Origin of the sequence: Acinetobacter sp. S4397-1 (assembly GCF_024129285.1) — a bacterium.
GTDB lineage: Bacteria > Pseudomonadota > Gammaproteobacteria > Pseudomonadales > Moraxellaceae > Acinetobacter > Acinetobacter lwoffii_C.
Genome location: NZ_JAMXXZ010000011.1, coordinates 42,235 through 66,910 on the forward strand (window position 1 = coordinate 42,235; position 24,676 = coordinate 66,910).

23 protein-coding genes are annotated in these 24,676 nt (G+C 42.5%); 11 read left to right on the plus strand and 12 right to left on the minus strand.

The window, feature by feature from the left end:
• Positions 1–38: 38 nt before the first annotated feature.
• The 7 genes from NI467_RS07775 to NI467_RS07805 all read left to right on the plus strand — a co-directional run bounded on the left by NI467_RS07775 (position 39) and on the right by NI467_RS07805 (position 8,143).
• The gene (locus NI467_RS07775; protein ID WP_174659822.1) at positions 39–713 is read left to right on the plus strand and encodes a YoaK family protein; all 675 of its coding nucleotides are present in this window, start codon (positions 39–41) and stop codon (positions 711–713) included.
• Positions 714–728: 15 nt separating this feature from the next.
• On the plus strand, positions 729–1,265 hold the full coding sequence (locus NI467_RS07780; RefSeq protein ID WP_253152128.1) for a DUF2058 domain-containing protein: 537 nt from the start codon (positions 729–731) through the stop codon (positions 1,263–1,265).
• Positions 1,266–1,463: 198 nt separating this feature from the next.
• Positions 1,464–2,720: a mechanosensitive ion channel family protein gene (locus tag NI467_RS07785; protein WP_151203385.1), complete on the plus strand. Its 1,257-nt coding sequence runs from the start codon at positions 1,464–1,466 to the stop codon at positions 2,718–2,720.
• Between the two features lie 274 nt (positions 2,721–2,994).
• The gene (locus tag NI467_RS07790) at positions 2,995–4,851 is read left to right on the plus strand and encodes an ABC transporter ATP-binding protein (protein ID WP_253152129.1); all 1,857 of its coding nucleotides are present in this window, start codon (positions 2,995–2,997) and stop codon (positions 4,849–4,851) included.
• 380 nt (positions 4,852–5,231) lie between these two features.
• The gene (locus tag NI467_RS07795; RefSeq protein WP_253152132.1) at positions 5,232–6,260 is read left to right on the plus strand and encodes an AraC family transcriptional regulator; all 1,029 of its coding nucleotides are present in this window, start codon (positions 5,232–5,234) and stop codon (positions 6,258–6,260) included.
• Positions 6,261–6,341: 81 nt separating this feature from the next.
• Positions 6,342–6,716 carry a glycine cleavage system protein GcvH gene (gcvH, locus tag NI467_RS07800; RefSeq protein ID WP_151203382.1) on the plus strand — a complete coding sequence of 125 codons (375 nt, stop codon included), beginning with the start codon at positions 6,342–6,344 and terminating at the stop codon, positions 6,714–6,716.
• Positions 6,717–6,970: 254 nt separating this feature from the next.
• Complete coding sequence (locus NI467_RS07805; RefSeq protein WP_151207693.1) at positions 6,971–8,143, plus strand: MFS transporter; 1,173 nt, start codon at positions 6,971–6,973, stop codon at positions 8,141–8,143.
• Positions 8,144–8,594: 451 nt separating this feature from the next.
• Here the strand turns inward: NI467_RS07805 and NI467_RS07810 are convergent, their stop codons facing one another.
• The 3 genes from NI467_RS07810 to NI467_RS07820 form a co-directional block, all read right to left on the minus strand.
• On the minus strand, positions 8,595–9,644 hold the full coding sequence (locus NI467_RS07810; protein WP_253152134.1) for a 3-deoxy-7-phosphoheptulonate synthase: 1,050 nt from the start codon (positions 9,642–9,644) through the stop codon (positions 8,595–8,597).
• A 520-nt stretch (positions 9,645–10,164) separates the two neighbouring features.
• Positions 10,165–10,695, minus strand: coding sequence for a hypothetical protein (locus NI467_RS07815; protein ID WP_151207689.1), 531 nt, complete (start codon positions 10,693–10,695; stop codon positions 10,165–10,167).
• Positions 10,696–11,099: 404 nt separating this feature from the next.
• Positions 11,100–12,212 (minus strand): S-(hydroxymethyl)glutathione dehydrogenase/class III alcohol dehydrogenase, encoded by a 1,113-nt coding sequence (locus NI467_RS07820; RefSeq protein WP_151207687.1) that lies wholly within the window; start codon positions 12,210–12,212, stop codon positions 11,100–11,102.
• Between the two features lie 120 nt (positions 12,213–12,332).
• Between NI467_RS07820 and NI467_RS07825 the strand changes: the two genes are divergently transcribed.
• Both NI467_RS07825 and NI467_RS07830 read left to right on the plus strand, forming a co-directional pair.
• The gene (locus tag NI467_RS07825) at positions 12,333–13,886 is read left to right on the plus strand and encodes a phospholipase D family protein (protein ID WP_253152135.1); all 1,554 of its coding nucleotides are present in this window, start codon (positions 12,333–12,335) and stop codon (positions 13,884–13,886) included.
• A gap of 173 nt (positions 13,887–14,059) precedes the next feature.
• Positions 14,060–14,497, plus strand: a complete 438-nt coding sequence (locus NI467_RS07830; protein ID WP_253152137.1) for a hypothetical protein — start codon at positions 14,060–14,062, stop codon at positions 14,495–14,497.
• 154 nt (positions 14,498–14,651) lie between these two features.
• Here NI467_RS07830 and NI467_RS07835 read toward each other — a convergent pair whose 3' ends face one another.
• The 6 genes from NI467_RS07835 to NI467_RS07860 all read right to left on the minus strand — a co-directional run bounded on the left by NI467_RS07835 (position 14,652) and on the right by NI467_RS07860 (position 20,144).
• Positions 14,652–15,236, minus strand: a complete 585-nt coding sequence (locus NI467_RS07835; protein ID WP_253152139.1) for a uracil-DNA glycosylase family protein — start codon at positions 15,234–15,236, stop codon at positions 14,652–14,654.
• Between the two features lie 32 nt (positions 15,237–15,268).
• On the minus strand, positions 15,269–15,979 hold the full coding sequence (locus NI467_RS07840) for an SGNH/GDSL hydrolase family protein (protein ID WP_253152141.1): 711 nt from the start codon (positions 15,977–15,979) through the stop codon (positions 15,269–15,271).
• Positions 15,980–16,182: 203 nt separating this feature from the next.
• Positions 16,183–16,926: an SDR family oxidoreductase gene (locus tag NI467_RS07845; protein ID WP_151207677.1), complete on the minus strand. Its 744-nt coding sequence runs from the start codon at positions 16,924–16,926 to the stop codon at positions 16,183–16,185.
• 30 nt (positions 16,927–16,956) lie between these two features.
• Complete coding sequence (locus NI467_RS07850) at positions 16,957–17,655, minus strand: histidine phosphatase family protein (RefSeq protein WP_151205205.1); 699 nt, start codon at positions 17,653–17,655, stop codon at positions 16,957–16,959.
• Positions 17,652–18,773 carry a phosphotransferase family protein gene (locus NI467_RS07855; protein WP_253152142.1) on the minus strand — a complete coding sequence of 374 codons (1,122 nt, stop codon included), beginning with the start codon at positions 18,771–18,773 and terminating at the stop codon, positions 17,652–17,654. The genes NI467_RS07850 and NI467_RS07855 overlap by 4 nt, the downstream gene beginning before the upstream one ends.
• A 126-nt stretch (positions 18,774–18,899) precedes the next feature.
• A complete protein-coding gene (locus NI467_RS07860; RefSeq protein ID WP_253152144.1) occupies positions 18,900–20,144 on the minus strand; it encodes an acyl-CoA dehydrogenase family protein in 1,245 nt (414 codons plus the stop codon).
• A gap of 89 nt (positions 20,145–20,233) precedes the next feature.
• Here NI467_RS07860 and NI467_RS07865 point away from each other — a divergent pair, with 89 nt between their 5' ends.
• Both NI467_RS07865 and NI467_RS14805 read left to right on the plus strand, forming a co-directional pair.
• The gene (locus NI467_RS07865; protein ID WP_253152146.1) at positions 20,234–21,151 is read left to right on the plus strand and encodes a LysR family transcriptional regulator; all 918 of its coding nucleotides are present in this window, start codon (positions 20,234–20,236) and stop codon (positions 21,149–21,151) included.
• A gap of 252 nt (positions 21,152–21,403) precedes the next feature.
• On the plus strand, positions 21,404–21,928 hold the full coding sequence (locus NI467_RS14805; protein ID WP_227548237.1) for a thermonuclease family protein: 525 nt from the start codon (positions 21,404–21,406) through the stop codon (positions 21,926–21,928).
• Between the two features lie 60 nt (positions 21,929–21,988).
• Here the strand turns inward: NI467_RS14805 and NI467_RS07875 are convergent, their stop codons facing one another.
• From NI467_RS07875 to NI467_RS07885, 3 genes are read right to left on the minus strand one after another with little or no spacing between them, the layout of a single operon-like run.
• Positions 21,989–22,096, minus strand: a complete 108-nt coding sequence (locus NI467_RS07875; RefSeq protein ID WP_151205200.1) for a DUF2474 family protein — start codon at positions 22,094–22,096, stop codon at positions 21,989–21,991.
• A gap of 9 nt (positions 22,097–22,105) precedes the next feature.
• Positions 22,106–23,110 carry a cytochrome d ubiquinol oxidase subunit II gene (gene cydB, locus NI467_RS07880; protein WP_151205199.1) on the minus strand — a complete coding sequence of 335 codons (1,005 nt, stop codon included), beginning with the start codon at positions 23,108–23,110 and terminating at the stop codon, positions 22,106–22,108.
• Positions 23,107–24,552: a cytochrome ubiquinol oxidase subunit I gene (locus NI467_RS07885; protein ID WP_253152150.1), complete on the minus strand. Its 1,446-nt coding sequence runs from the start codon at positions 24,550–24,552 to the stop codon at positions 23,107–23,109. The genes cydB and NI467_RS07885 overlap by 4 nt, the downstream gene beginning before the upstream one ends.
• Between the last annotated feature and the right edge of the window lie 124 nt (positions 24,553–24,676).

Here is a 24,676-nt window from a genome sequence, read left to right on the forward strand (position 1 = left end):
ATTGATTAATCAATAATTTTTTTGTTAATGATGTTGTTATGCCGTTACAGCGTTTGCCCGTGTGGGTACAGTTGGGTGCGTTTTTACTTGCCCTGAATGCAGGTATGATTAACGTGCTGGGACTGCTGACTGTATTGAATCAGTCTGTTTCCCATATGACCGGTAATGTCAGCATGCTGACTATGGCTTTACTAGAATGGCAGCCAGAAATGATGCTATATCTGGTATTGATCATCCTGTGTTATGTAATGGGTTCTATGTATAGTGGCCTGATTCTTGGAAACAGCCACTTTCGCCTGGGACGCCTGTATGGCTACCCTCTCAGTCTGGTGGCTTTTTTTATTTTCCTGTGCTGGTTATTACTGCCCTATTTTCCACGGTATGCCTTGCTTTGGGCCTGTGTCGCCATGGGTCTGCAAAATGCCATGGTCAGCCATTATAAAGGTACGATTATCAGGACCACCCATTTATCTGGTGTTCTCACGGACTTAGGTCTGGCTTTGGGCTATCGTCTGCGAAGGCTGGAAGTGGAATCTCGCCGTGTCATTCTGCATGGGCTGATTTTTCTCGGTTTTCTGATTGGTGGTATCCTTGCCAGTTGGACCTATCCTTATTTAAAATTGAATGCATTCCTGATTCCTACGGCACTCAGCTTTCTGTTAAGCCTGAGTTATTGGATCATCTATTTGCGTTATCGGCATCAACACGACTAATTTCTGGAAGTTCTCATGGTTAAAAATGCATTACAGGCACAATTGTTAAAAGCTGGCCTGGTCGATAATAAAAAAGCAAAAAAACTGTCTAAACAGGCAGTACATGAAAAACGTACGGGTGACAGCAGTGAAGCTGAAATCAAGGCGAAGATTGCACAGGACCAACAGGAAAAGCTGGCCAAAGATCAGGCCATTGAGCGAGCGAAAAAAGCCCAGTTACAGGAAAAAGAACTGCAAGCTGCCATCATACAGATGATCAATCAGCATAAAATCTGCGATACCGATGGCGAAATCAGCTACCAGTTCATTGATAATGATAAAATCAAAAAAGTCTATATCAATCAACAGATTTATAATGCTTTAGTGGCTGGCAGTCTCGTGATTGCACGTGACAATACCCAGTATGCTTTCTTACCTAAAGCATTGGCAGAGCGTATCAATGCCAAAATGGAAGGTTTTATTCTGGTTAACAATTCAGAGAAAAATGAAAAAATTACTGATGAAGAAGATCCATATGCAGCCTATGTCATTCCAGATGACCTGATGTGGTAGTTTGTTCTGCCACCTCGCCAGAAAACATCTGGAAATATAAACCGGCAAACCTGCCGGTTTTTTTATATTCAATGAAACGATGAGGCTAAAAAAAGTATAAGACCTAGAGGGATATGTTTTAAAAAGTTATCCAGGATTAAAAAGTCAGCTTCAAAGCTATAAACTCTATCAAATTTTTTAGTCTAAGAGAAAGATCAGTTGGAACAGTTTAATTTTATTCAGAACATTCAGGATTGGACAGATCAGTATCCCTGGCTGGAAATGCTGTCTTCATTAAGCATCCTGATTCTATTTGCCCTTATTACCAATTTATTTGCTAAAAAAGTGGTTGTTCGTGGAATTCGTAAACTCATTTCCAAAATGCCTTTTGCCAATAACACGATTTTTGCTCAGCATAGCGTGATTCGCCGGATTGCCAATATTGTGCCGGCCATCGTGATCATGAATGGTATCAGTACCGTACCGCATTTATCAGATAAGGCTCAAGCCCTTATCGAAATGGGCGCGCAAGCCTTTATTTTCCTGACCATTGCACTGGCACTCGGCGAGCTGCTTAATATTTTCAACCTGATTTACCAGCGTAATCCGAAATCACGTAACAAGCCGATTAAAGGTTATTTGCAGTTGGTAAAGCTGATTATTTTTATTGTTTGCGGCTTGATGATTCTGGGTACCTTCCTGAGAAAGGATGTATTTACCCTGCTGGCCGGTTTTGGTGCGATGGCCGCGGTGCTGATGCTGGTTTTTCAGAACACGATTTTATCGCTGGTGGCTTCAGTCCAGATTTCCTCGTATGACATGGTACGTATTGGTGACTGGATTGAAATGCCTTCACTGAATGCCGATGGTGATGTCATTGATATGTCATTACATACCGTGACAGTGCAAAACTTTGACAAAACCATAACGACCATTCCCACCAACAAGCTGGTCACGGATACCTTTAAAAACTGGCGCGGTATGCAGGAAGCTGGTGCACGCCGGATCAAGCGTTCAATCCACATTGACCAAAGCAGTGTGCATTTCATGAGTGCCGAAGAACAGACCAAGCTGAAAAATTTTATCCTGCTGGATCAATATTTGAATAGTAAAAGTGAAGAAATAGAAAAATTCAACCAACAGTTACAGCATCATTCCCAATATAACCAGCGCCGTTTGACCAATCTGGGAACGTTCCGTGCCTATCTGGAGTTTTATTTACAGCAGCATCCCGGGATTGCCAAAGATTTTTCTTTAATGGTGCGTCAGTTACAACCGACCAGTGAAGGCTTACCGCTTGAAATTTATGCCTTTACCAATACCACTGCCTGGACTGAATATGAGAATATCCAATCCGATATCATGGATCATATCTTGGCGATTATTCCCGAGTTTGAGCTGAAAGTGTATCAGGCTCCTTCAGGTCATGATCTAAAAGAAGCTTTTACTCCACCACCTTCGCCAATTATTCACTAAACGTTTCACTGAATAGCGCAAGCCTAAATGCAAGCCTGAAATGATGCGTCATTTCAGGCTTTGTATATGCGTATTGTCTGCTGCTTTACCCAATGCCATCAAATATTTCTTTTAAATACAGCAATAGAGATACAACTCATCTAAGCGTTCAACCTGCAATCTAAAGTTTGATTTCGTTCATCATTGTGTGGCAATTTCACCCAATTGCAGACTTTAAAAAATAGAATCCTTTATACTTCCTGAAAAGCAGCATGCATGAGAAAAGAGTACGACAATGTTTCGATGGCTTGAACGGCTGGTGGACCCTTATCCCACCAAACATCTGAATCAGCCCTTGCCTACCCAGTTTTTTCCTTTTGTCTGGCAGGCGGCCTATGGGGTACGCCGTTATTTACTGATTCTGGTGCTATGTACCGCAGGTGCTGCCAGCTTTGAAGCCGTGCTCTATTCCCAGATTGGCGAACTGGTCAACTGGCTCAGCCGCAGCCAGCCAGAGACTTTTTTACAAGAACATGCCCGTAATCTTATCTGGTTAAGCTTTATTCTGCTGGCCAATATTTTATTTGCCAGTGCCCAGTCGCTTATCAAGCATCAGATTCTATACAGTAACTTTCCGATGCGCTTGCGCTGGCGCTTTCATAATCTGTTACTTAAACAAAGTCTGGATTTTTTCCATAATGATTTTGCCGGACGCTTATCTGCCAAAGTGATGCAAACCTCTCTGGCGATTCGTGAGTTCTGGGTGATTCTGGGCGATATGCTGGCCTATGTCCTGATTTACTTCATTACGATCAATATCGTACTAGGCGCCATTTCTCCTTTACTGGTTCTGCCCCTGTTGTTATGGTTACTGCTGTTTATTTGTGCTGCCTGTTACTTTATTCCAAAACTGAGTAAAATTTCCTCGCAACAGGCTGATGCCCGTGCAGTGATGACCGGACGGGTCACCGATGCTTATACCAATATCCAAACGGTCAAGCTCTTTGCTCATGCCGGACGCGAAAGTCAGTACGCCAAGTCTTCCATGCAGGAGTTTATGCAGACCGTTTATAAACAAATGCGTCTGGGCGCCCAATATGAAATCAGCATTTTATTTCTGAGCGTAATTCTGTATGGAGGTGTGTTAGGGACGGCGGTCTGGCTCTGGATGCAGGGACAGGCTGAACTCGGCATTATTGCAGCTACCACCGCGATGGTGCTGAAACTGAACAGTATTGCCGAATTTATGATGTGGCAAACCTCTGCCTTATTTGAAAATGTCGGCACCATTCAGGACGGAATGCGTACGCTGGGACGTAAAATTTCTATTGAAGACCGTTCGGATGCGAAAGAGTTGCAGCTCAAGCAAGGAGAAATCAGGTTTGAAAATATCACCTTTGCCTATAATGAAAAACCGGTCATTGACCAGTTTGATCTAACGATTCGTCCGGGTGAAAAAATCGGCATCGTTGGTCGTTCAGGTGCAGGAAAATCCACACTGATTCAATTATTATTACATTTCTACCAGCTGGATCAGGGCCGAATCCTGATCGATAGTCAGGATATTGATCATGTCACTGAGGACAGTTTACGTAAAAATATTGCCCTGGTAACCCAAGACACCTCTTTATTGCATCGTACAGTCGCAGAAAATATCAAGTATGGCCGTCCGGATGCGACCGATGAAGAAATGTATGATGCTGTGCGCAAAGCCAAGGCAGAAGAGTTTATTCCGAACTTGAGCGACTTACGTGGACGTAAAGGTTATGAGGCTTATGTGGGGGAACGCGGCGTGAAACTTTCTGGTGGCCAGCGTCAACGTATTGCAATTGCCCGGGTCTTTTTAAAAGATGCCCCTATTCTGATTCTGGATGAAGCGACAAGTGCGCTCGATTCTGAAGTAGAAGCGGCAATTCAGAGCAGTCTGGATGACCTGATGCAGGATAAAACAGTGATTGCGATTGCACATCGCCTCTCGACCATTGCCCAGATGGATCGCCTGATTGTCATGGATCAGGGCCGCATTGCAGAGCAAGGCACGCATGAGGAGCTGGTCGCGTTAAACGGTATTTATGCTCATCTCTGGCAGCGACAAACAGGCGGTTTCCTGATCGAACAACAAGCTCACAAAGCGCCCTCGACCGATCTATAACTTTTTTCAAATAGCTTTGATTTAAAAGAAATAACGCTTCCAAACCGCAAGCCTGATCTAGATGTACATCTTTCAGATCAGGCCTGCGGCTTTGGTTAAGACTGATTGTGATGTCTCTTTTTTTCATTCATTAAGCGGTCTGTTGACATGATTGCCTTTTAATAAAATGGTTTTTATCATTCTGAAAGAATAAACTTTTCTCTTAGATACATGAATTATATAACTTTTAGATCAATTTTTGGCTATAATCAGGCTCATCCTCTAATTTAAGCAGGACAATTTAGCCAGCTTTTGTCGAACAATATGAATGAAAAAATGACTGTTTCATGCCAATATCAGGGCATAAGTAGAAAAACTTGTATGAGTGCAACGGATCGCGCATGAAAATAATAGCCTCACGCCAAGACCAGGGTATTCCTGGCGTATACGGTCTTTTACTCCTCGATGTGATTTCTCGCTGGGGATATAATAGTGAATCATTATTTACACCATTTGGCCTAACCGCTGAACAACTGGCCGATCCTGATTTTCGGATCCCGACTACTGTGGCCAATGAGCTGGTTAAGCATGCCCTGAAACTGACTGGTGAACCAACACTGGGTTATCATCTGGGTACGCAAATGCGGATTTCGATTCATGGCTTTATCGGCTATGCCATCATGACAGCTCACGATATTACGGATGCACTGGTACTTGCGAACCGTTTTATCCAGTTGCGTATGCCCTTTCTGCAACTGTTTTTTTCAACTTTTGGCAGCAAGGCCACAGTACAGTTACAAACAGATATTCAGCTGGAACCCCTGCGTACCGAAATTTCCATTGCGCTGATTATCGGCATGATCAGCATGGCCAAAGCCATTACGGGCATTGATCATGTCTCCGGTGAAATTGATTTTGATTTTAAAAAGCCCGACGGTTTTGAACGTTTCATGGCGAAATTTCCAAATCACCAGTTCCGTTTTGAACAGCCACATTTAATTTTAAGCTTTGATAAAAGCTACTTAATGAACAAGCTGGTCCACGCCGATCCAATTGCCAGCCAGATCGCCATTAACCAGTGTGAAGCAGAACTGTCTGCACTGGGCGAACGGCACCGGATTGCGATGCGGGTTCGGGATATTCTGACACATTCGGAGCAGCACTATCTGAGTATTGAAAGTGTGGCAGATCGTCTGCATATGTCCGACCGCACCTTAAAACGCCAGTTGGCGGCTGAAGGCACTTCTTTTTCAACCCTGGTCGATGAAGTACGCTACCGGCATGCGACCTCACTGCTGTCGCGGACCGACTTTACTTTAGAACAGATTGCCGATGAGCTCGGTTATAGCGATGTGGCCAATTTTAGCCGGGCATTTAAACGCTGGAGTGGTCGCAGCCCAAGCAGCTGGCGTAAAGATCCTTATTTATAAAGGATCCTAGCCTTTTGTTTTGACCAAAAAGAATGTATAAAACATGTCAAAAATGATCTTAAGATTTTTAAGGAGTTATCAATGAATCATCCTTCAGAACTAAAGTACGCAAGTACACATGAATGGGTACGCATTGAAGGTGATCTTGTTGTGACCGGTATTTCCGACCATGCACAGGATGCACTAGGTGATTTGGTCTATGTCGAAGCACCTGAACTGAATGCACAGCTTACCGCAGGTCAGCAGGCCGGCGTAGTTGAATCGGTTAAAACCGCCTCTGACATTCATGCTCCTGTATCGGGCGTGGTGGTTGAAGTTAATGCTGATCTTGAAGATGATCCAGATTTTATTAATGACGACCCTTATGGCAAAGGCTGGATCTATAAAATCAAACCGGACAATATGGATGATGTGAGCAAGCTGCTCGCCAATACAGAATATGAAGCAGGCTTATAATTCCACTTTTTATAAAATAGTGGTTCATATAAAAAATCAGCTTAAGGGCTGATTTTTTATATCAGTTCAATGGTATAAAAGTCCTGTGAGTATTCAATTTAATGGATCACATTAAAATATTATTGTAATTTTCACGTATTTTTCTTAAAGTTCCTATACACCTTGCTTCGCTCCTAGATATGTCGTGCTTATTTATCACAATAATTCTTTCATATTAAGCCCCGCATCTCGCAGCACATCATTTTAGGAAAATCATGAATACTGCTCCATCGCCGTTATGGACCAAGTCCTTTGTACTTTGTCTGGCCAACAACCTGTTTTTATTTATTTTCTATTTTGCGCAAACGACAATTTTGCCTATTTATATCTTAAATGAACTTGGTGGCAACTTGACCCAAGCAGGTCTGGCCATGACTTTATTTATGGTTTCGGCAATTGCAGTTCGTCCTTTTAGTGGCCTGATTATTGAAAAATTTGGGGTGCGTAAAACTCTGATTGTTTCAGAAGTATTCTTTAGCCTGTTTTCTTTGGCTTATCTGCTGGCAGATCAGCTGATTCTCCTGTTCATCATCCGATTTTTACATGGGATCTGGTTCAGTATATTGACCACGGTTTGTGTCCCTGTAGTCAATCAGTTTATTCCAGAACAGCGTAAAGGCGAAGGTATGGGCTATTTCGTCATGTCGGTCAATCTGGGCATTGTGCTTGGTCCATTGCTGGGGCTTAGCCTAATTGAATACTGGTCTTATGTTGAGGTGAGTACCCTGCTGATCGCTCTGGTCTTTATCGGTTTCGGTTTTTGTTTTCTGATTCCGGTCAAAGAACCTGAAAAATTCGCTGGTCATTCCAATCAAAAGTCTATTGCTCTGACAGATTTGGTGGAAAAGAAAGTTCTACCAATTGCCGTACTGGCGATGCTAATTTCATTTTCTTATGCCAGTATCATGTCCTTTATCGCCCCCTTTGCTGAAAGCAAAAACTTAATGGCCTATGCCGGCTTATTCTTCGTGGTTTTTGCAATTTCCATGATGAGTTTACGCCCCCTTACTGGAAAAGTTTATGATCGTAAGGGGCCGCAATATGTGATTTATCCTGCACTGGTGGCCTTTAGTCTGGGCTTGTTTCTACTGAGCCAGATTCAAACTTTATGGGGGTTTATGCTGGCTGCGGTGATGGTGGGGGTAGGTTTTGGGAGCGTACAGCCCTGTATGCAAACGCTGGCCATTCAACGTGCACCTAAACACCGTATTGGCTATGCAACTTCGACTTTTTATACCTTTTATGATCTGGGCATTGCCATTGGTTCCCTGTTGATTGGCGCCATTATTGCAGCCTACAGTTACCAGTTCGCCTTTATCCTGTGTAGCTTGTTGACTCTAAGCAGCATTGTGTACTTTAAGCTGGTCATTCAGCGCAAATCAACCTAACAGGCTCCATATTAAAAATACAAACAGGCAGATCAATCTGCCTGTTTTTTTAGAAGTTTAGGCCGAGATTTTAAGGGTGTACATAAATGGCAGGACACCTTATAGGAGAAGTTTTACTTAGATTAGCACTTACAATGATTTTTGCTCTTCTTGAGAATAACTGTCTGCTAGCTTGGTTTTTTTACCAGTTAAATCCTACTGATTAAAAGGCTTTATCAGGCCTTGATATTTAATACTTGGCGGAAAATCTGCGGTAATAAATCAATAAAAAAATTGAATCAATGATTTTTTACGAATTGTGCAATGCTTTATGTCCGGAGACAAAATAATTTACTGACAATAAAAATATTATTTTAAAGGTGTGATAAATGTCATATTTATCTTTTATAAAGCAGATCAAGCGCTAAACAAACAGGACTTTCCTCAGGAAAGAAAGTCCTGTTCTCTGAATTTAAGCGCTACGTTTTAAACAAGTCGATGCCAGAGTATGAGCCACTTCCAGTAAAAGCTGCTCGGTTTTCTCCCAGCCCAGACAGCCATCAGTCACCGACTGGCCATATTGCATCTCCGTAGAAATTTTCTGGTTACCATCTATTAAATGGCTTTCCAGCATCACTCCGCGCACATTGGTTTTCAGACGTTCTGTCACAATCGTATGCAGCACTTGCGGCTGTAGTAATGGATTTTTCGAGCTGTTTCCATGACTGCAATCAATTACCAAAGCGGGCAACTCTGCTGCATGCTGAGCCTTGATCTTTTCAATGTCGGCCAACTGGTAATTTGGCCCATTATTTGAACCACGCAGAATAAGATGAGCCTGAGGATTACCCGCTGAGTGAATCATACAAGGCAGCCCCGACTGGCTCATGCCTAAGAACTGATGTGGCTTAGACGCAGATTGGATGGCATCCAGTGCAATCTGAATAGAACCATCGGTACCATTTTTGAAACCAATGCTATAAGGCATATGGCTGGAAATTTCACGATGAATCTGGGATTCACTGGTACGAGCCCCAATCGCACCCCAAGCCAAAAGATCATCGAAATATACCGTTGCCATAGGACTTAAGACCTCTGAGGCAATCGGCAAACCCATCTCAAGGATATTTAAGTAAAGTGCACGTGATCTTTCCAAGCCAAGCTGCATATCAGAAGAGCCATCCAGATTGGGATCGTAGAGAAAGCCCTTCCAGCCAACGGTGGTACGTGGTTTTTCAATATAGGCCCGCATGACCAGAAAAATCTGGTCGGCAACTTGAGTCTGGAGCTGTTTTAATTTTTTTGCATAATCCAGTGCAGAAGCTTCGTCATGAATGGAACAGGGTCCGGTAATCACCAGCAAACGCTGATCCTTACCGGCTAGAATATTTTGAATAACTTGGCGATGTTCAACCACCTGAGCAGTCAACTGAGGAGACAGTGGCAAGTGCTGCTTAAGCTGCTGGGGTAAGCTTAGAATTGTTTCTGTTTGATTTTTTACTAATGTATTTGCGGTATTCATGACTTTTCATCCTGGGACTGCTACTCAGTCCGAACTTTTATTTGAGCGTTATGGGTCTGATCGAAGAAATCGAAAGAGTTACTAACTGGCTAAAATAAGACCAATAAAAGTTGCTAAAGTATGAATAGTTAAAGTTGGTCATGGCTGTCTCCGAAAAAATTGTTAAATTACATGCATAAAAAAACCTGATCAGGGTTGCCGATCAGGTATCAACTGGTGGGCAACCTTTTCATCGCCCAAACGCATTCAGGCAATTATCTAAACTGCCAAAAATAAAAATAAACGTTTGAAATGATAGGTTGCTTTAACATGTTTATGTCTGTTCATAAAATGTGGTTCTTAACTTAAAATACGCGCTCTGAACCGGTTTGACAAGCCTAAAATACAAAAAAAATCTTTATGAGTTAGATGATTTTTACTTATTAATCCGATTATTGGTCAACTCAGTGCAAAATTGACAAGCACTGAATCCAAGCAGGTCTTGTCAATTTTGCAGCATTTCGTTGCTAAACAAGCAGAATTAGCGTGTCACGCGGTTCCATGCATCACGTACTGCATATTTTGCCTGTTCCCAGGTCAGACGTGATTCACCTTTCATTTGTTCCCATTTGAGCTTCAGATCAGACTCGGCATCTTCAAAACGGGTATTGGCATCATAAGCCCCGCGATTTTCATAACCCACACGATAAGCTATGTCATAGTCACGGTCATAATCCAGATCACTATAAGTGCTACGTGCTTCTGAATAATAAGGGGTATGTACTGAATTTTCACGCCAATAAGCGGCTTCTTCAGTCGGATTTATCGCTTCACCGACTTCTTTACCTGCAAGACCTCCGACGACTGCCCCCACTACGCCACCGACGACTGCTCCGACAGGCCCACCGGCAGCACCAACAGCTGCACCTGCTGCTGCACCACCGGCAGCACCAACACCTGTCCCAACCGGATGAGCACCGGGTTCACCGGTAATTGGATCGGCATTTAAATCATCCCGGACTTCCTTTGGAGAGTTCTTTATTGCATCACGATCAAAATTATCATTCGACATAGTGCTTATCCTTATTTTTTAAAATGGTTTTAATCACGTATAAATACGCTCTTATCAGAAACTATTGACATTTCATAAATGGATTGTGGTGCAGCGCAAACTGAAAGGGTTTTAGCTGCAGCCTTTTAGGACCAGCATATTTGTTGCTGCTATCTCGTGATGAGTCATTCATTCAAAAGGGCTAAATTTCATGTCTCATGTCTTATAGCAGCTAAAAAAATATGCGATGCTGCAAACATAGAAAAGAAGTGTCAATAGTTCCTAATATAAACATATGTCATGTAATCACCTTAGAAGGCTTGTGTTTTTTCAGTTAATCTATGTGCTGCTTTAATAGGCAAATGTATCTGGAAGCAAAAATATAAAAAAAGACCGGTCAAAGCCGGTCTTTTGAGTCAAATGACTTAGTCAAAATGAATGACACTGCGAATTGACTTGCCTTCGTGCATCAAGTCAAATGCTTCATTGATCTGCTCAAGTGGCATAGTATGAGTTACAAAAGGCTCAAGCTGAATATCCCCCTGCATGGCTTCTTCCACCATACCTGGTAATTGTGAACGGCCTTTCACCCCACCAAAAGCGGTTCCTTTCCAGCTACGACCTGTAACTAGCTGGAATGGACGGGTCGAAATTTCCTGACCTGCCCCAGCCACACCAATAATAATCGATTGTCCCCAGCCACGATGCGCACACTCTAATGCCGAACGCATCACATTGGTATTGCCAATACATTCAAAAGAATGGTCGACTCCCCAGCCAGTTTTTTCAACAATCACCTCTTGAATGGGACGATCATAATCTTTTGGGTTTAAGAATTCTGTTGCACCAAATTGTTCAGCCAATTTGAATTTTTCAGGATTGGTATCAATGGCAATAATACGGCTGGCTTTGGCTTTCTTGGCACCTTGAACTACGGCCAAACCAATTCCGCCTAAACCAAATACCGCAACGGTATCTCCCTCTTGAACTTTGGCGGTATTTTTTACTGCTCCCAAGCCTGTCGTTACACCACAGCCCAGCAAACAGACCTGTTCATGATTAGCTTCAGGGTTGATTTTTGCTAAAGAGACTTCAGCAACGACGGTATATTCACTAAAAGTCGAGCAGCCCATATAGTGATAAATCGGCTGGCCCTGATAAGAAAAACGAGTTGTGCCATCAGGCATCAGGCCTTTGCCCTGAGTTGCACGGACAGCTACACACAAATTAGTTTTACCTGACTGACAGAATAAACATTCACCACATTCTGCGGTATAAAGCGGAATAACATGGTCCCCCGGTTTCACGCTGGTTACGCCTTCACCGACTTCTACCACAACCCCTGCACCTTCATGACCTAAAACAGCAGGAAAAACTCCTTCAGGATCATCGCCGGACAAAGTAAATGCATCAGTATGGCATACTCCCGTATGCGTGATTTTAACCAATACTTCACCTTTTTGCGGTGGAGCAACATCAATTTCAACAATTTCCAAAGGTTGACCTGGACCAAATGCGACCGCTGCACGTGATTTCATAGATAACTCATCCTTCATTTAGTTCTTTAACAGTTGAGCTACAGTAACCTCTTTTTATTATCGGATTCAACCATTAACATGATGTTAATATATTGATAACTTAATGACTTCATAATAAATATGCAGATTAAACCACGCACTCAAGCTGCTTTACTTTCATCTGTAGTCATTACTTTGACAGGATGCAGTTTGCCTATGAATGAATCACAAAAGCAATTGCCTATTCAGGCTCATGCTGAGCATTGGTTAAATGGTGCAAAGGTGGATGAACAGCTCGCCCAAGGTTTAAGTGCTTATTTGGCTTTGGATGATGCCTTTATTAGCATCGCATCGCGACTGCATCTGATTAACAAAGCACAGTACAATCTCGATTTACAATATTATATTTGGGAAGATGATTCGATTGGACAGCTCATGCTGGCTGAACTGCTCAAGGCAGCAGATCGTGGTGTCAAGGTCCGTTTATTGATTGATGACCAAAATGGAACTCAGCTGGACTCCAACCTCAAACAATTAGCCCAGCATCCCAACTTTGAAATTAAAATTTTTAATCCCTATAAATTTAGAAAACTACGGGTGATTGACTACGCATTCCGATTCAAAAATATCAATCATCGTATGCACAATAAACTGATCATTGCAGATGGCGCTATTGCCGTTACTGGTGGTCGCAACATCAGCCGCGAGTATTTCGAAGCCAGTGACAACTTCCAATTTACCGATATGGATATTTTGTTTTATGGTACTGCGGTCAAGCATGCCAATACAGTTTTCCACCAGTTTTGGCATGACGATTTAAGTTATCCGGTTCCGCAACTATTAGGTGAAGGCCACCCTGAACAACTGGCTAGATTACGCAAATATTATGAATTGACGGCCTTACAAAAAGACCAGTTAAAGAGCCGCATTGAACTTGCTGCACAACAGATCAATGAGCATTTAAAAGCCCGTAAAATGAACTGGGCAAAAGCATATTTTGTGGCCGATGCCCCCGATAAAATTCGTGGTCAAGCTTCCCCAGATCAACTGATTTACAGGCAGATGATCAATATTATGGGAGAACCCAAACAGCACCTGGAACTGGTTTCGGCTTATTTTGTGCCTACCCGTAAAGGCGCAGACTATTTGGCGACTTTAGTTCAAAATGGGGTCAATGTTCGGGTATTGACCAATTCATTTTTAGCCAATGATGTGCCTTTGGTTCATGCTTTCTATCAGCAATATCGCCAAGATTTACTGAAAAATGGCGTAAAACTGTATGAGTTTAAACCCTATATAGAACGCACCAAAAGAACCTGGTACGAGATAGTGACCGGTAATGTAATTCCCGCTAAGGGTAAAAATGCATCCAGTTTGCATGCCAAATTTTTTGATATTGACGGCATGGTATTTATTGGTTCTTTTAATTTTGATCCACGCTCAGCCAATTTAAACACCGAAGTGGGATTGGTGGTCGAATCTGATCTTTTACAAAATCAGATTTCTACGGCTTTAAATACATATTTACCGCAAATCGCCTATGAGCTCAAACTCGATTCACAAGGTGAAGTCATTTGGCTCGATCACCATAAAGATGGTTCAAGTACAGAATATTCATACGATCCGGAATCTACTAAATTCCAGCGTTTTGCGATGAAAGCAGTGTCTTATCTTCCTATTGAATGGATGATGTAATGACATTATCAGCACAATTAACGAAAAGAGGCATTGAAAAATAAAACTGACTTTAAACAGCTGAATATAAATCGACCAAAAGAAAGAAACTGCACCAAAATATTGTACAGTAGCGAGGCGGTGCTTTAAAATCTTGGTTTTTAGTATTTTGCGAATTTTTGCCATTTTCTCCCATGCAATTTTTTGATTTAAGCCGTCAGTTTAAGCTCAGTGATATTCTTATACCCGTAAAAACTCTTCAGGATCTATCGCAACAGGAATGGTTCCTGAGCAAAATTCGAGTCGAACATGACTGTTTATCTAATTCGGACCTAATAGAAGGTCAAGCCGTCCTAAAATCTAGTGAAAATATCCAGATAGAGCTGGAATGGCTGATTCAGGATACCGGTTATGAGTTGCAGGTACTCTTTAAGGGGATAGAAACCGAAGCTTCAGAAGAAACTCTAGTCGTGGTAAAAGGCGCCCAGTTAATTGATGAACAGCAGCAATTACTTTCTGCACAAGCCTTAAGCCTATGGATTGATGGCAGCCTATTACCGATGCTGCCGCATATACGCAAGGAAATAAAAGCACGACTTAATTTGTGGGATTATGTGGAATATGATGCTTAGTGTGTTGTTCATGAGTATTTAAAGTTTTTCTTCCGGTGGTGGTAGGAGGAACATGCTCCAAAAGAGAGGATGAGGAGCTTGTGATAAGAGCTTCTCCCTAAGCTTCTGCGACCATGAAAGAACACGAATGACCAATTATTTTAAAATCGTAAATTTAAATTAAGCCAACATGTTCAAACATCCTCCGGTAGCTTTCAGCTTTTTTCTCTACAGACAAAGGATAAGCACGGGACGAAGATGGCATTCGGTATAAATAAAAATCACGACCTAAAAAGTGAGCCTGGGTGGGTTGGCCAATACTGGGTTTCAAGGTTCCTTCCGGCATGGAGAGCATCAAGGTGTCAGTCGCTTTGTCACCAGTGGTCATAATATGATTACATTTAGGTATTTTCTTCAACAACTCCTGTAAATTAGCCGGTACGATAATTTCCAGAAACTTATCTGAAGCATTGCCTTTCAGACGTCTAATCTGATAGCCACTGTCAAAAATCGCAATCCCTGTTTCGGTTAAAAACTCCCGGATTAAAGCCTCCTGAAATTTTTTATTCGGTAAATCCAGAAAATAGTCTTTATTGTCAAAAAAGATTAATCCGAAAATTCGCCACATATCATTATTAAAATTTGGATAATAGAAGTCCATTTTCCAGCGTGTAGGAGGTGGTGGAAAACTGCCTAACATCAATAATTCGGCATTCGGTGGTAAAAATGGTAGGAATGGATGGGTTTCAATATCCGACATAAACTATTCCAAATTCAGGCATTTCGGTTAGTTTAAAATGCCTGGCGAATCCTGTGAGTTACTTCTTGTCCCCAAAGTGTATAAACTTCCTTGCTCGGATGAAAGCCATCCTGCGCCATCTGTAAATTTAATTGCTGATATTTTTCAAGATCATATTCAATCCATTGCATATTATTTTGCTCCCCTACAAGCCTGGCCAGTTGCTGATTCATCTTTTGAGCATATTGTCCAAATAACCAGGCCAAAGGATGAGGCAAGGCTGGAAATAGGTGCATCGGTGGTACACCCGCTGCAATCACCAGCTTGGGGCTAAAGTTTTGCTGAATTTTTTCATAGAGTTGGTGTTGTTTTTTAATCCAGGTTTTGGCCGACATCAATTGAGTGACGTCATTTACTCCCACTGAAGTCACAACAACATCATAATGACGCTTTTCAAGCTCATCTAAGGCATGCAGGACTTTAGAAGTCGTATCACCAGTTTTGGCCTGGAGTTTCCATTCAATTTCAAAATCATTTTTTAATTGCTTTAAAATCGCCCCCAATAAGGCATCATCCTGATGCTCCACCCCCACACCTGCTGCCGCAGAATCACCCAGAATTAATAAGGACAGCTTTTTTCCTTTTCCGCTAACTCCTTCACGTTCTCCTAAAGGTTCGGAAAGTTTGAGCGTATTTTTTTTGACACGCCAGCCCTGAAGCACCAATACCGGAATTAACACAACAGTAATGGTTTTTAATAGCATATGATTTATTTTCTTGGCACAGATTTTATTGGAATATTAATATATTTTATCGCTTCTGGTGGACTGAATCATCTACTCATAAAAATATGATTATGGAATCAATGCTGCTGCTTTTATCCTGTCGAACGCTTGGCCAGAACTCAAAAATATCTCAAATAAAAAAAAGAGGCTCTTCTCGCCTCTTTTTAAATATTGCTTTGCAATCAACCAAGTTTATTGACCAGTTTTAATGGTAATAGTTTCATCGCCAAACCTAGTGGCAACCAAGGCCACTGAGGTACGTAAGCCTTAACTGGTGCTTTTTCAATAGCTTTGACCAGTAAATGTGAACCGGTTTTTTCATCGACTTCAAAAGGCAGTTTTTTTGCACCTTCATTTAGCTCGGTGCGAATATAACCCGGGAAAATGGTGGTCACTTTAATCGGTGTATTAATCAACTCTGCACGGATGCCTTCTGCCAGATGAGCAACACCTGCCTTGCTTGCTCCATACGCCGTCAAATGTTTTGGCATACCACGCATTGCGCTCATGGAAGAAATCATCACCAGATGACCTGAATTTTGAGCACGGAAAATCTCTACCGCCGCTTCACATTGTGCCAAAGCGGATATGAAGTTGGTTTCAACAGTGGCCCTGTTGATTGCAAAATTACCTTTACCAATCCGGCGGCCTTCACCAACCCCAGCATTGACAATAATCCGGTCAAGGGTGCCAAATTCTTCTTTAAAAGCACGGAAGACTTCAAAAACCTGATCGTAATTGGTGACATCCAGAGTTTTTGCAATCACTTTGATGCCATACTGGCTTTCAAGCTCCTGCTTTAATGCCTCCAGACGCTCCAAACGGCGCGCACAGATTGCCAGATTATAGCCTTTTTGTGCGAATTCACGTGCCATCCCGGCACCAATCCCTGAACTTGCACCCGTAATTAAAATTGTTTTTGTCATGTGTATACCTTTTACCTTATTTTTAATGGATTAAATCCAAGTCAGCAAATCTGGACGCTTTGCCTTGATATAGTGATGCTCATTTAAGCTTAAAAGCTGAGGTTCATTGCCCACCAAACGCAGCGTGGTCATGCTGGTATTGGCAATCGCCCAATTCAGGGCAAAGGTTTTAGTGGGACTCAGACCGAGAATTTTCCCTGCTGCAACAGAAATGACCCCACCTGACGTAAACACCACTGCATAACGCGGTTGAGAGGCAGCCAGTTGATCACATAAATTCTGTAATCCGCCTTCCACTCGCTGCTTAAAATCCGGCCATGCTTCTTCATATTCATGGTGATAGTCACCACCGGTCCAGCGTTCAATCGCACCTTCAAAGATTTTACTCAAATATGCCCGCGGATTGGCATGTTTTTCAACATCCTCTTTAAGTAGTTCCGGTTCATTGAAACGCGGCTCGTATTGGGCAAAAACCTGCTGATGGTTAAACTCGTTCCAGACAGAATCCGTTATGATTTTACTTTCCGGAAAGCACTGATCTAGACATAGCTGCGCCGTTTGCTGATGGCGTTGCATGGAGCCAGCTATCACATAAGGCGCTTCTTTTAAAATCTGGTCAAAATATTGTCCCAATAATTTCGCTTGTAATTCACCATTTGGGGAAAGCTGATCATAACTTTTTGCCCCAAAAGAGGCTTGACCGTGGCGAATCAGATAAATGGTGGTCATGACGGCATCAAATCCTTAAATTTGGCGATATATTTTTGCGCCAATTCATTGGCTTCAATTTTCTGTAAACCAATCAGTTTTAAAGCACGAATATGCAACGCATGAATGATCACCCAGAAGTCCTTAAATACAGGATTAGTGGTTTGTTTATGGTAATAACGGTAATAAATCTGCTGGGCGATGACAGCTAGACGGAAAATGCCGAACACCTCATAAAATGTCCAGTTATCGGCCTGTAAACCTGTTTTTTCCAGATAATATTCCACGACTTCTTTACGGCTCAGCATGCCTTTTAGATTAGTCGGCTGACGGCGGGTCGCCTTAAAAAGTTTGTTGTCTGTATCTTCTACCCAATAAGCCAAAGCTGAACCCAAATCCATTAACGGATCACCCAGCGTTGCCATTTCCCAATCCAGTACGCCAATTACCTGAGTCGGATTGTTCGGATCTAAAATGACATTGTCAAAACGCCAGTCATTATGAATCACACAGGTTTTTGAATCCGCCGGAATATTGTCTTTAAGCCAGTTTCGTACATATCTAAACGAAGGCACATTGATGGTTTTGGCCTTTTCATAGCGACCATCCCAACCTTCGACCTGACGACGGCAATAGCCTGCCCCCTTACCTAATTTTTCCAGTTCCGTACCTTCATAAGGCACTTGATGTAACTCGATCAATTTGTCGATTACATTGATACATAATTCCCGAACCTGCAATTCATCAAAGTCCAGCTCTATGGGTAAATTGGCACGTGGAATAATCCCTTCAATGCGATTCATAACATAGAAATCACAACCAATGATGGACTCATCCTGACAAAGTGCCAGCATTTCAGGTACAACCGGATAATACTCGGCCAATGCTTTTTGCACGTGATATTCACGTGCCATATCATGGGCAGACTTGGCTTTGGTGCCTTTAGGCGGACGGCGCAGAATTAAATCGGCATTGCTATATTTCAGACGATATGTCCAGTTTGAAGCGCCACCAGAATATTGAGTAACTTCCACCTGGCCTTGTAAATCGACACCTTGTGTTTTTAGCCAATGCTCTACCGCAATTACGTCTAGCTCTTCACCTGTACGGACATTTCCAGCCACATCAATAACTGACATTTTTATTTCCCTAAATCTTCAATTTTAAAAGACTTCTTAACTTACTTATTTATACCTAATTGATTTTCTATTCCTAGCAACTTTTTTAGGCAAATTGTAAGAAGTCTCAACAACTATTTCTCTAATTTAATCTTTTTGACGGCGCGTACTATATCCACGTTTTGCCAGTTCCAGTTTGGCAATCATGCCTTTATGCACCTCATCTGGGCCATCGGCCAAACGTAAAGAACGTGCCTGGGCAAAAAATCCTGTCAATGGCGTATCACGAGACACTCCGGCACCGCCGTGGATCTGGATTGCCATATCCACCACTTTTTCCAGCACACTTGGTGCAACCACTTTAATTGCCGAGATTTCAGTCAGTGCAGCCATGTTTCCTAAAGTATCCATTTTATAGGCAGCATACAAGGTCAAAAGTCGTGCCTGATCTATGGCCACACGTGCTTCTGCAACGCGCTCCAGATTACCGCCCAGTTTTAAGATTTCCTTACCAAACGCAGTACGCGTCATGCCACGATCAATCATCAACTCCAGAGATTTTTCTGCGGCTCCAATACAACGCATGCAATGATGAATACGTCCCGGGCCCAAGCGACCTTGCGCAATTTCAAAGCCTTGACCTGCACCGCCAATAAAGTTTGAAACCGGGACACGTACATTGTCAAAACTGATTTCGCCATGACCATGCGGTGCATCATAATCACCGAATACTGGCAGCATTCGTTCAATTTTAACACCCGCCGTATTTATCGGAACCAAGACCATTGAGTGCTGATGATGACGGTCCTTGCTTGCATCTGGGGTATGCGCCATAAAGATAATAATTTTAGCATTAGGATCGCCCAGACCTGAAGACCACCATTTGCGGCCATTCAATACAATTTCCTCACCCTCCACCACCGCCGTAGCCTGCATATTGGTCGCATCACTCGAAGCTACTGCAGGTTCAGTCATACAGAATACGGAACGGATTTTTCCTTCTAATAAAGGCATTAGCCATTGCTGTTTTTGGGCTTCTGAACCATAACGCCATAAGACCTCCATATTGCCGCTATCTGGTGCATTACAGTTAAATACCGTTGGTGCAATCAGACTACGTCCGGAAAGCTCAGCAATATGCGCATATTCTTGAACGGATAGACCCTGGCCCAGCTCTGGGCAAGGCAAAAACATATTCCATAGGCCGGCAGTTTTGGCTTTGGCTTTTAAGGTTTCTAGTTCAGCAGGCCATTGCCAAGTAGTCCAATCACCACCCTGATTGAGTTCATGCAGTTTTTGCCAGAAATCCGCTTCAATCGGCTCGATTTCATTTTTAATAAATTGTTTGGTACGCTCAATATAGTCTTGTGCACGTGCTGATAATTCAAACATGCTGCTTCCTCTGAATATGATTATTTTGCTTTACAAGACATTAACCCAAAAACTATTATGAATAAAATGATTTTATTCAATACAACATTATGAATTATATTCATCACAAAGCCACCATGGATTTACGTGCTTTTCATGGTATAGACATTAATTTATATCCGCTTTTTATTGCGGTATTTGAGCAAAAGAGTATTTCAAAGGCAGCCCATATTCTCTCAATTACCCAGTCCGCAGCCAGTCATGCCTTACAGCGTTTAAGACGGCAACTACAGGATGATCTGTTTGTCCGTACTAGTGCCAAAATGCAACCTACGCCCTTGGCTGAACAGATTTATCCTGAAATTAAACGTGCACTCATCACGATACAGAATATTTCAATACCGCATCAGGTGTTTGAGCCTAAAGCAGCGCAAAGTTTAAAAATTGCGGTACATGATGAAATTGAACCGATGGTTTTTCCTAAACTAGTTGCACATTTTCAGCAATTTAATCCAGAAATCCAGTTCAGTAGCATCAAGCTCGACCGAAAAAATATCATTGCTGATCTGGCTGCCCAGCAAGTTGATTTTGTGATTGACTTGGAACAGGTCTTGGGTGAAAAAATCAAGTTTGAACGTTTGATTCAGGACCAGTTTGTGGTGTGTACGCAGCAAACCGAAATGTCTGAACATATTTATCTGGCCTCACCTCATATTGGCGTTTCTTCACGTCGTACTGGTGTATTGATTGAAGATTTATATTTAAGTCGCAAGCAACTATCGCGGCAGATTTTCTTGCGCTGTCAGCATTATTCAACTGCTCTGCAAGTTTTGCAGCAGTATCCTACTGCCATGCTTACTCTGCCACAGAATATTGTGAGTCATTTACAGATTGAACATACACTTAATATTTTTAATGTGCCTGTGAAACTGCCGCATATCAATATGGGGATGTATTGGCATAAGGATCTGGAAGAAAATAAAAGACATCGATTTTTGAGAAATGAAATTTCTAAAATTTTTGCTTAGGCTATTTTTATTTGTTAAATATTAAGATGCTTAGGCTATTTAGGAAATCTTATTATTTATGAAACAATTTTTGGCTCTATATTTAGACTTAGGCTATTTCTAAGTACACATCTAAATACTGACTGCTTAGCTTTTAAGCTACTCTCATGCAGGCTTTAATCTAAAATGTCTTAACTTTTAGCGCTGTTCTTGCGCTAATTTCTGCTGATTTGGATCTTGCTCTTGTTACATCTTTCTCTCACCTGGCAAATTATGCTGGGCCTGGTTTTATTATGCTTTTCTTATTATCTGCTTTATAAATTTGTGGTTTATTTAAAGGATCTCTTTCGCCCGTTTAAAAAAAATAAAAAATATTGGTGCAGAGTCCGAAGCGTTAGTGATGGCGATACCCTAACCTGCTACCGCTTCAATGTCAGACGCTCTGAAACCAAATTGCGCTTTGCCCATGTGGATGCTCCCGAATCCAAGCAGGCCTATGGTAAAGAATCCCAACGTCTGGTGAAAAGTATGGTGCAAAATAAGATCGTACGGGTCAAAATTACCGATATTGATCGCTATGGCCGCTGTGTTGGGATAGTTTACCGTTACCGCAAGAATATTAATGAAGAAATTATCAAACGTGGTGCAGCTTGGGTCTACGAAGAATATATCCATGATAAGCATCATTTGACTTATATGCTTCAGCTACAAAACAAGGCCAAAAAACAGAAAAAAGGATTATGGAAAAGTAGCCGCCCAATTCGCCCGAGTGTGTACCGAAAGCAGCAAAAATCCTGATTTATCTATTCTTAACCTAGCAAAGTGATCTATACATCATGATCACTTTGCTAGTGAAATCTAATAAGCCAAATGCACCAGAAAGCGAAAAGCGCCTGCAATTAGTGCCAGAGTGAGAAATCCTGCCAGCCACAAGCCGACAAACCATAATAGCTGTTTGCCTTTCATGATTGCTCCTCAATGATACCCATCATCACCCACACGGACTTTGTGACGGAACACCCAATACGACATACCGGTATAAATAATAATGATTGGAATTAACAGTAAGGCACCAATCAGAGTAAATAACTGGCTATTTTCAGGAGCTGCGGCCTGCCAGATGGTCACAGATGGCGGAATAATATAAGGCCATAAACTGATTAAAAATCCGCTATAAGCCAGAAATACCAGAATTAGCATATAGGAAAATGGCCCTAATTCACTGCGTTTTTTACAGGCGCGTAAAGCCAACCAGGTAAAGAGCAAGACTAGAACCGGTACTGGCATAAAATAGGTTAACTGCGGTTGACTGAACCAGCGCTCGGCAATTGCCGGATGGGTCAACGGCGTATAAATACTGACTGCGCCCAGAATGATCAGCAAGGCAATAATCAGCTTTGGCATTAGCTGGTACATACGATCCTGCAGGCTGTCACCAGTTTTAAAGATTAGCCATCCACACCCTAGTGCAGCATACATGACAACCACACCCACGCCTGTGAATAAACTAAATGGCGTCAACCAATCTAATCCACCACCTACATATACGCCATTACGTGTTTCTATTCCCTGAATATAGGCTCCCAGGATTACGCCTTGCAGGAAGCTGGTCAAGGTAGAGCCCCAAATAAAGGCTTTATCCCACCAGTGTTTGCTATGTTGGGCCTTAAAGCGGAATTCAAACGCGACCCCACGAAAAATCAGGGCAATAACCATGAGAATAATCGGCATATATAAAGCAGATAATACCGTTGCATAGGCCAGTGGAAAGGCTGCAAACAGCCCTGCTCCACCAAGCACCATCCAGGTCTCATTTCCATCCCATACAGGTGCCACGGTATTCATCATCACATCGCGCTCATCCTGATGTGAAAAGAAGGGAAATAAGATACCAATACCCAAATCAAAGCCATCCATAATGACATAAATAAATACGCCAATAGCAATGATGACAATCCAAACTAGTGATAAATCAATCATTTTTTATCCCCCTGATCTGGGTCTTCTGTCACATCTTCAATGCGTTCACGAATACTGCTGAGAGGTCGACGGGAAGCCTGAATGACGGCACTATCTGTTTTATCTTCCGGTGCGGAATGAATAAATTCCGGGCCTTTATGCATGAGACGGAGTATGTAATAAATCCCAATCCCAAAAACTACACAATATACCAGTACAAAGATAATCAAGGTCAAACCGACCTGTTCTGCCGACACCGGAGATAGTGCATCACGGGTACGCATCACGCCATAGACCACCCATGGCTGACGGCCGACTTCTGTGGTAAACCATCCCGCAAGCAAGGCGATAAAACCGGACGGTCCCATAATCAGCGCAAATCGGTGCAGGCTACGAGACTCATAGAAGCGTCCTCGTTGACGCGCCCAAGCACCCCATAAAGCCAGCAAAAGCATCAATATGCCCAGCCCCACCATAATCCGGAAGCTCCAGAATACAATCAGTGAATTTGGCCGGTCTTCAGGCGCAAAATCCTTCAGACCGGTTACTTTTCCATCCATCGAATGCGTCAAAATCAGACTGCCCACATTCGGAATCCCGATCGCATATTTGGTTTTTTCGGCTTGCATGTCCGGTATACCGAACAGGTAAAGTGGCATTCCACCATCGTGATTGGTTTCCCAATGCCCTTCCATGGCAGCCAGTTTGACTGGCTGATGTTTAAGGGTATTCAGACCGTGTAGATCTCCAATGAACACCTGTAAAGGTGAAAGCACCAGAATCAGCCACATTGCCATGGAAAATGACGTTTTTACCAGAGCATCACGCCGCCCTTTAATCAGATGCCAAGCTGCCGTACCCGCGACCAGCAAGGCCGAGACTAAAAAGGCAGCAATGGCCATATGGGCCAGCCGATAAGGAAAGGATGGGTTAAATACGATAGCGAGCCAGTCCTGTGGCACAATAATGCCATTTTCAATCGCAAAGCCTTGTGGAGTCTGCATCCAGCTGTTTGAAGATAAAATCCAGAACATCGAGATACAGGTACCGACGGCCACCATCAAGGTCGAGAAAAAGTGAGCACGCGGCCCCACTCGCCCCCAGCCAAACAACATGATGCCCAAGAAACCAGCTTCCAAAAAGAAGGCTGTAAGCACTTCATAAGCCAGTAAAGGACCGGTTACACTGCCCGCGATCCGGGAAAATTCACTCCAGTTGGTACCGAACTGATAGCTCATGACCACGCCGGAAACGACGCCCATGCCAAAGGCCACCGCGAAGATTTTGACCCAGAATTTAAACAGGTCCTGATAAATCGGGTTTCGGGTTCTTAGCCAGCGCCATTCCAATATTGCTAAGAAACTGGCTAACCCAATAGAAATGGCAGGAAAAATGATGTGAAAGGACACAGTAAAGGCAAACTGTATCCGCGCTAATTCTAATGCAGTTAGACCCAAGCTCATAAGTTTCACCTATGAATAAGTTATTAGGGTTTGTTGACAACTCACCTATGTCTGCGACATGAAAAGTATATTTCGCAAGATTTTTAGCTGATATAAGACAGGCAATTTAGTCACTCTCAATGAA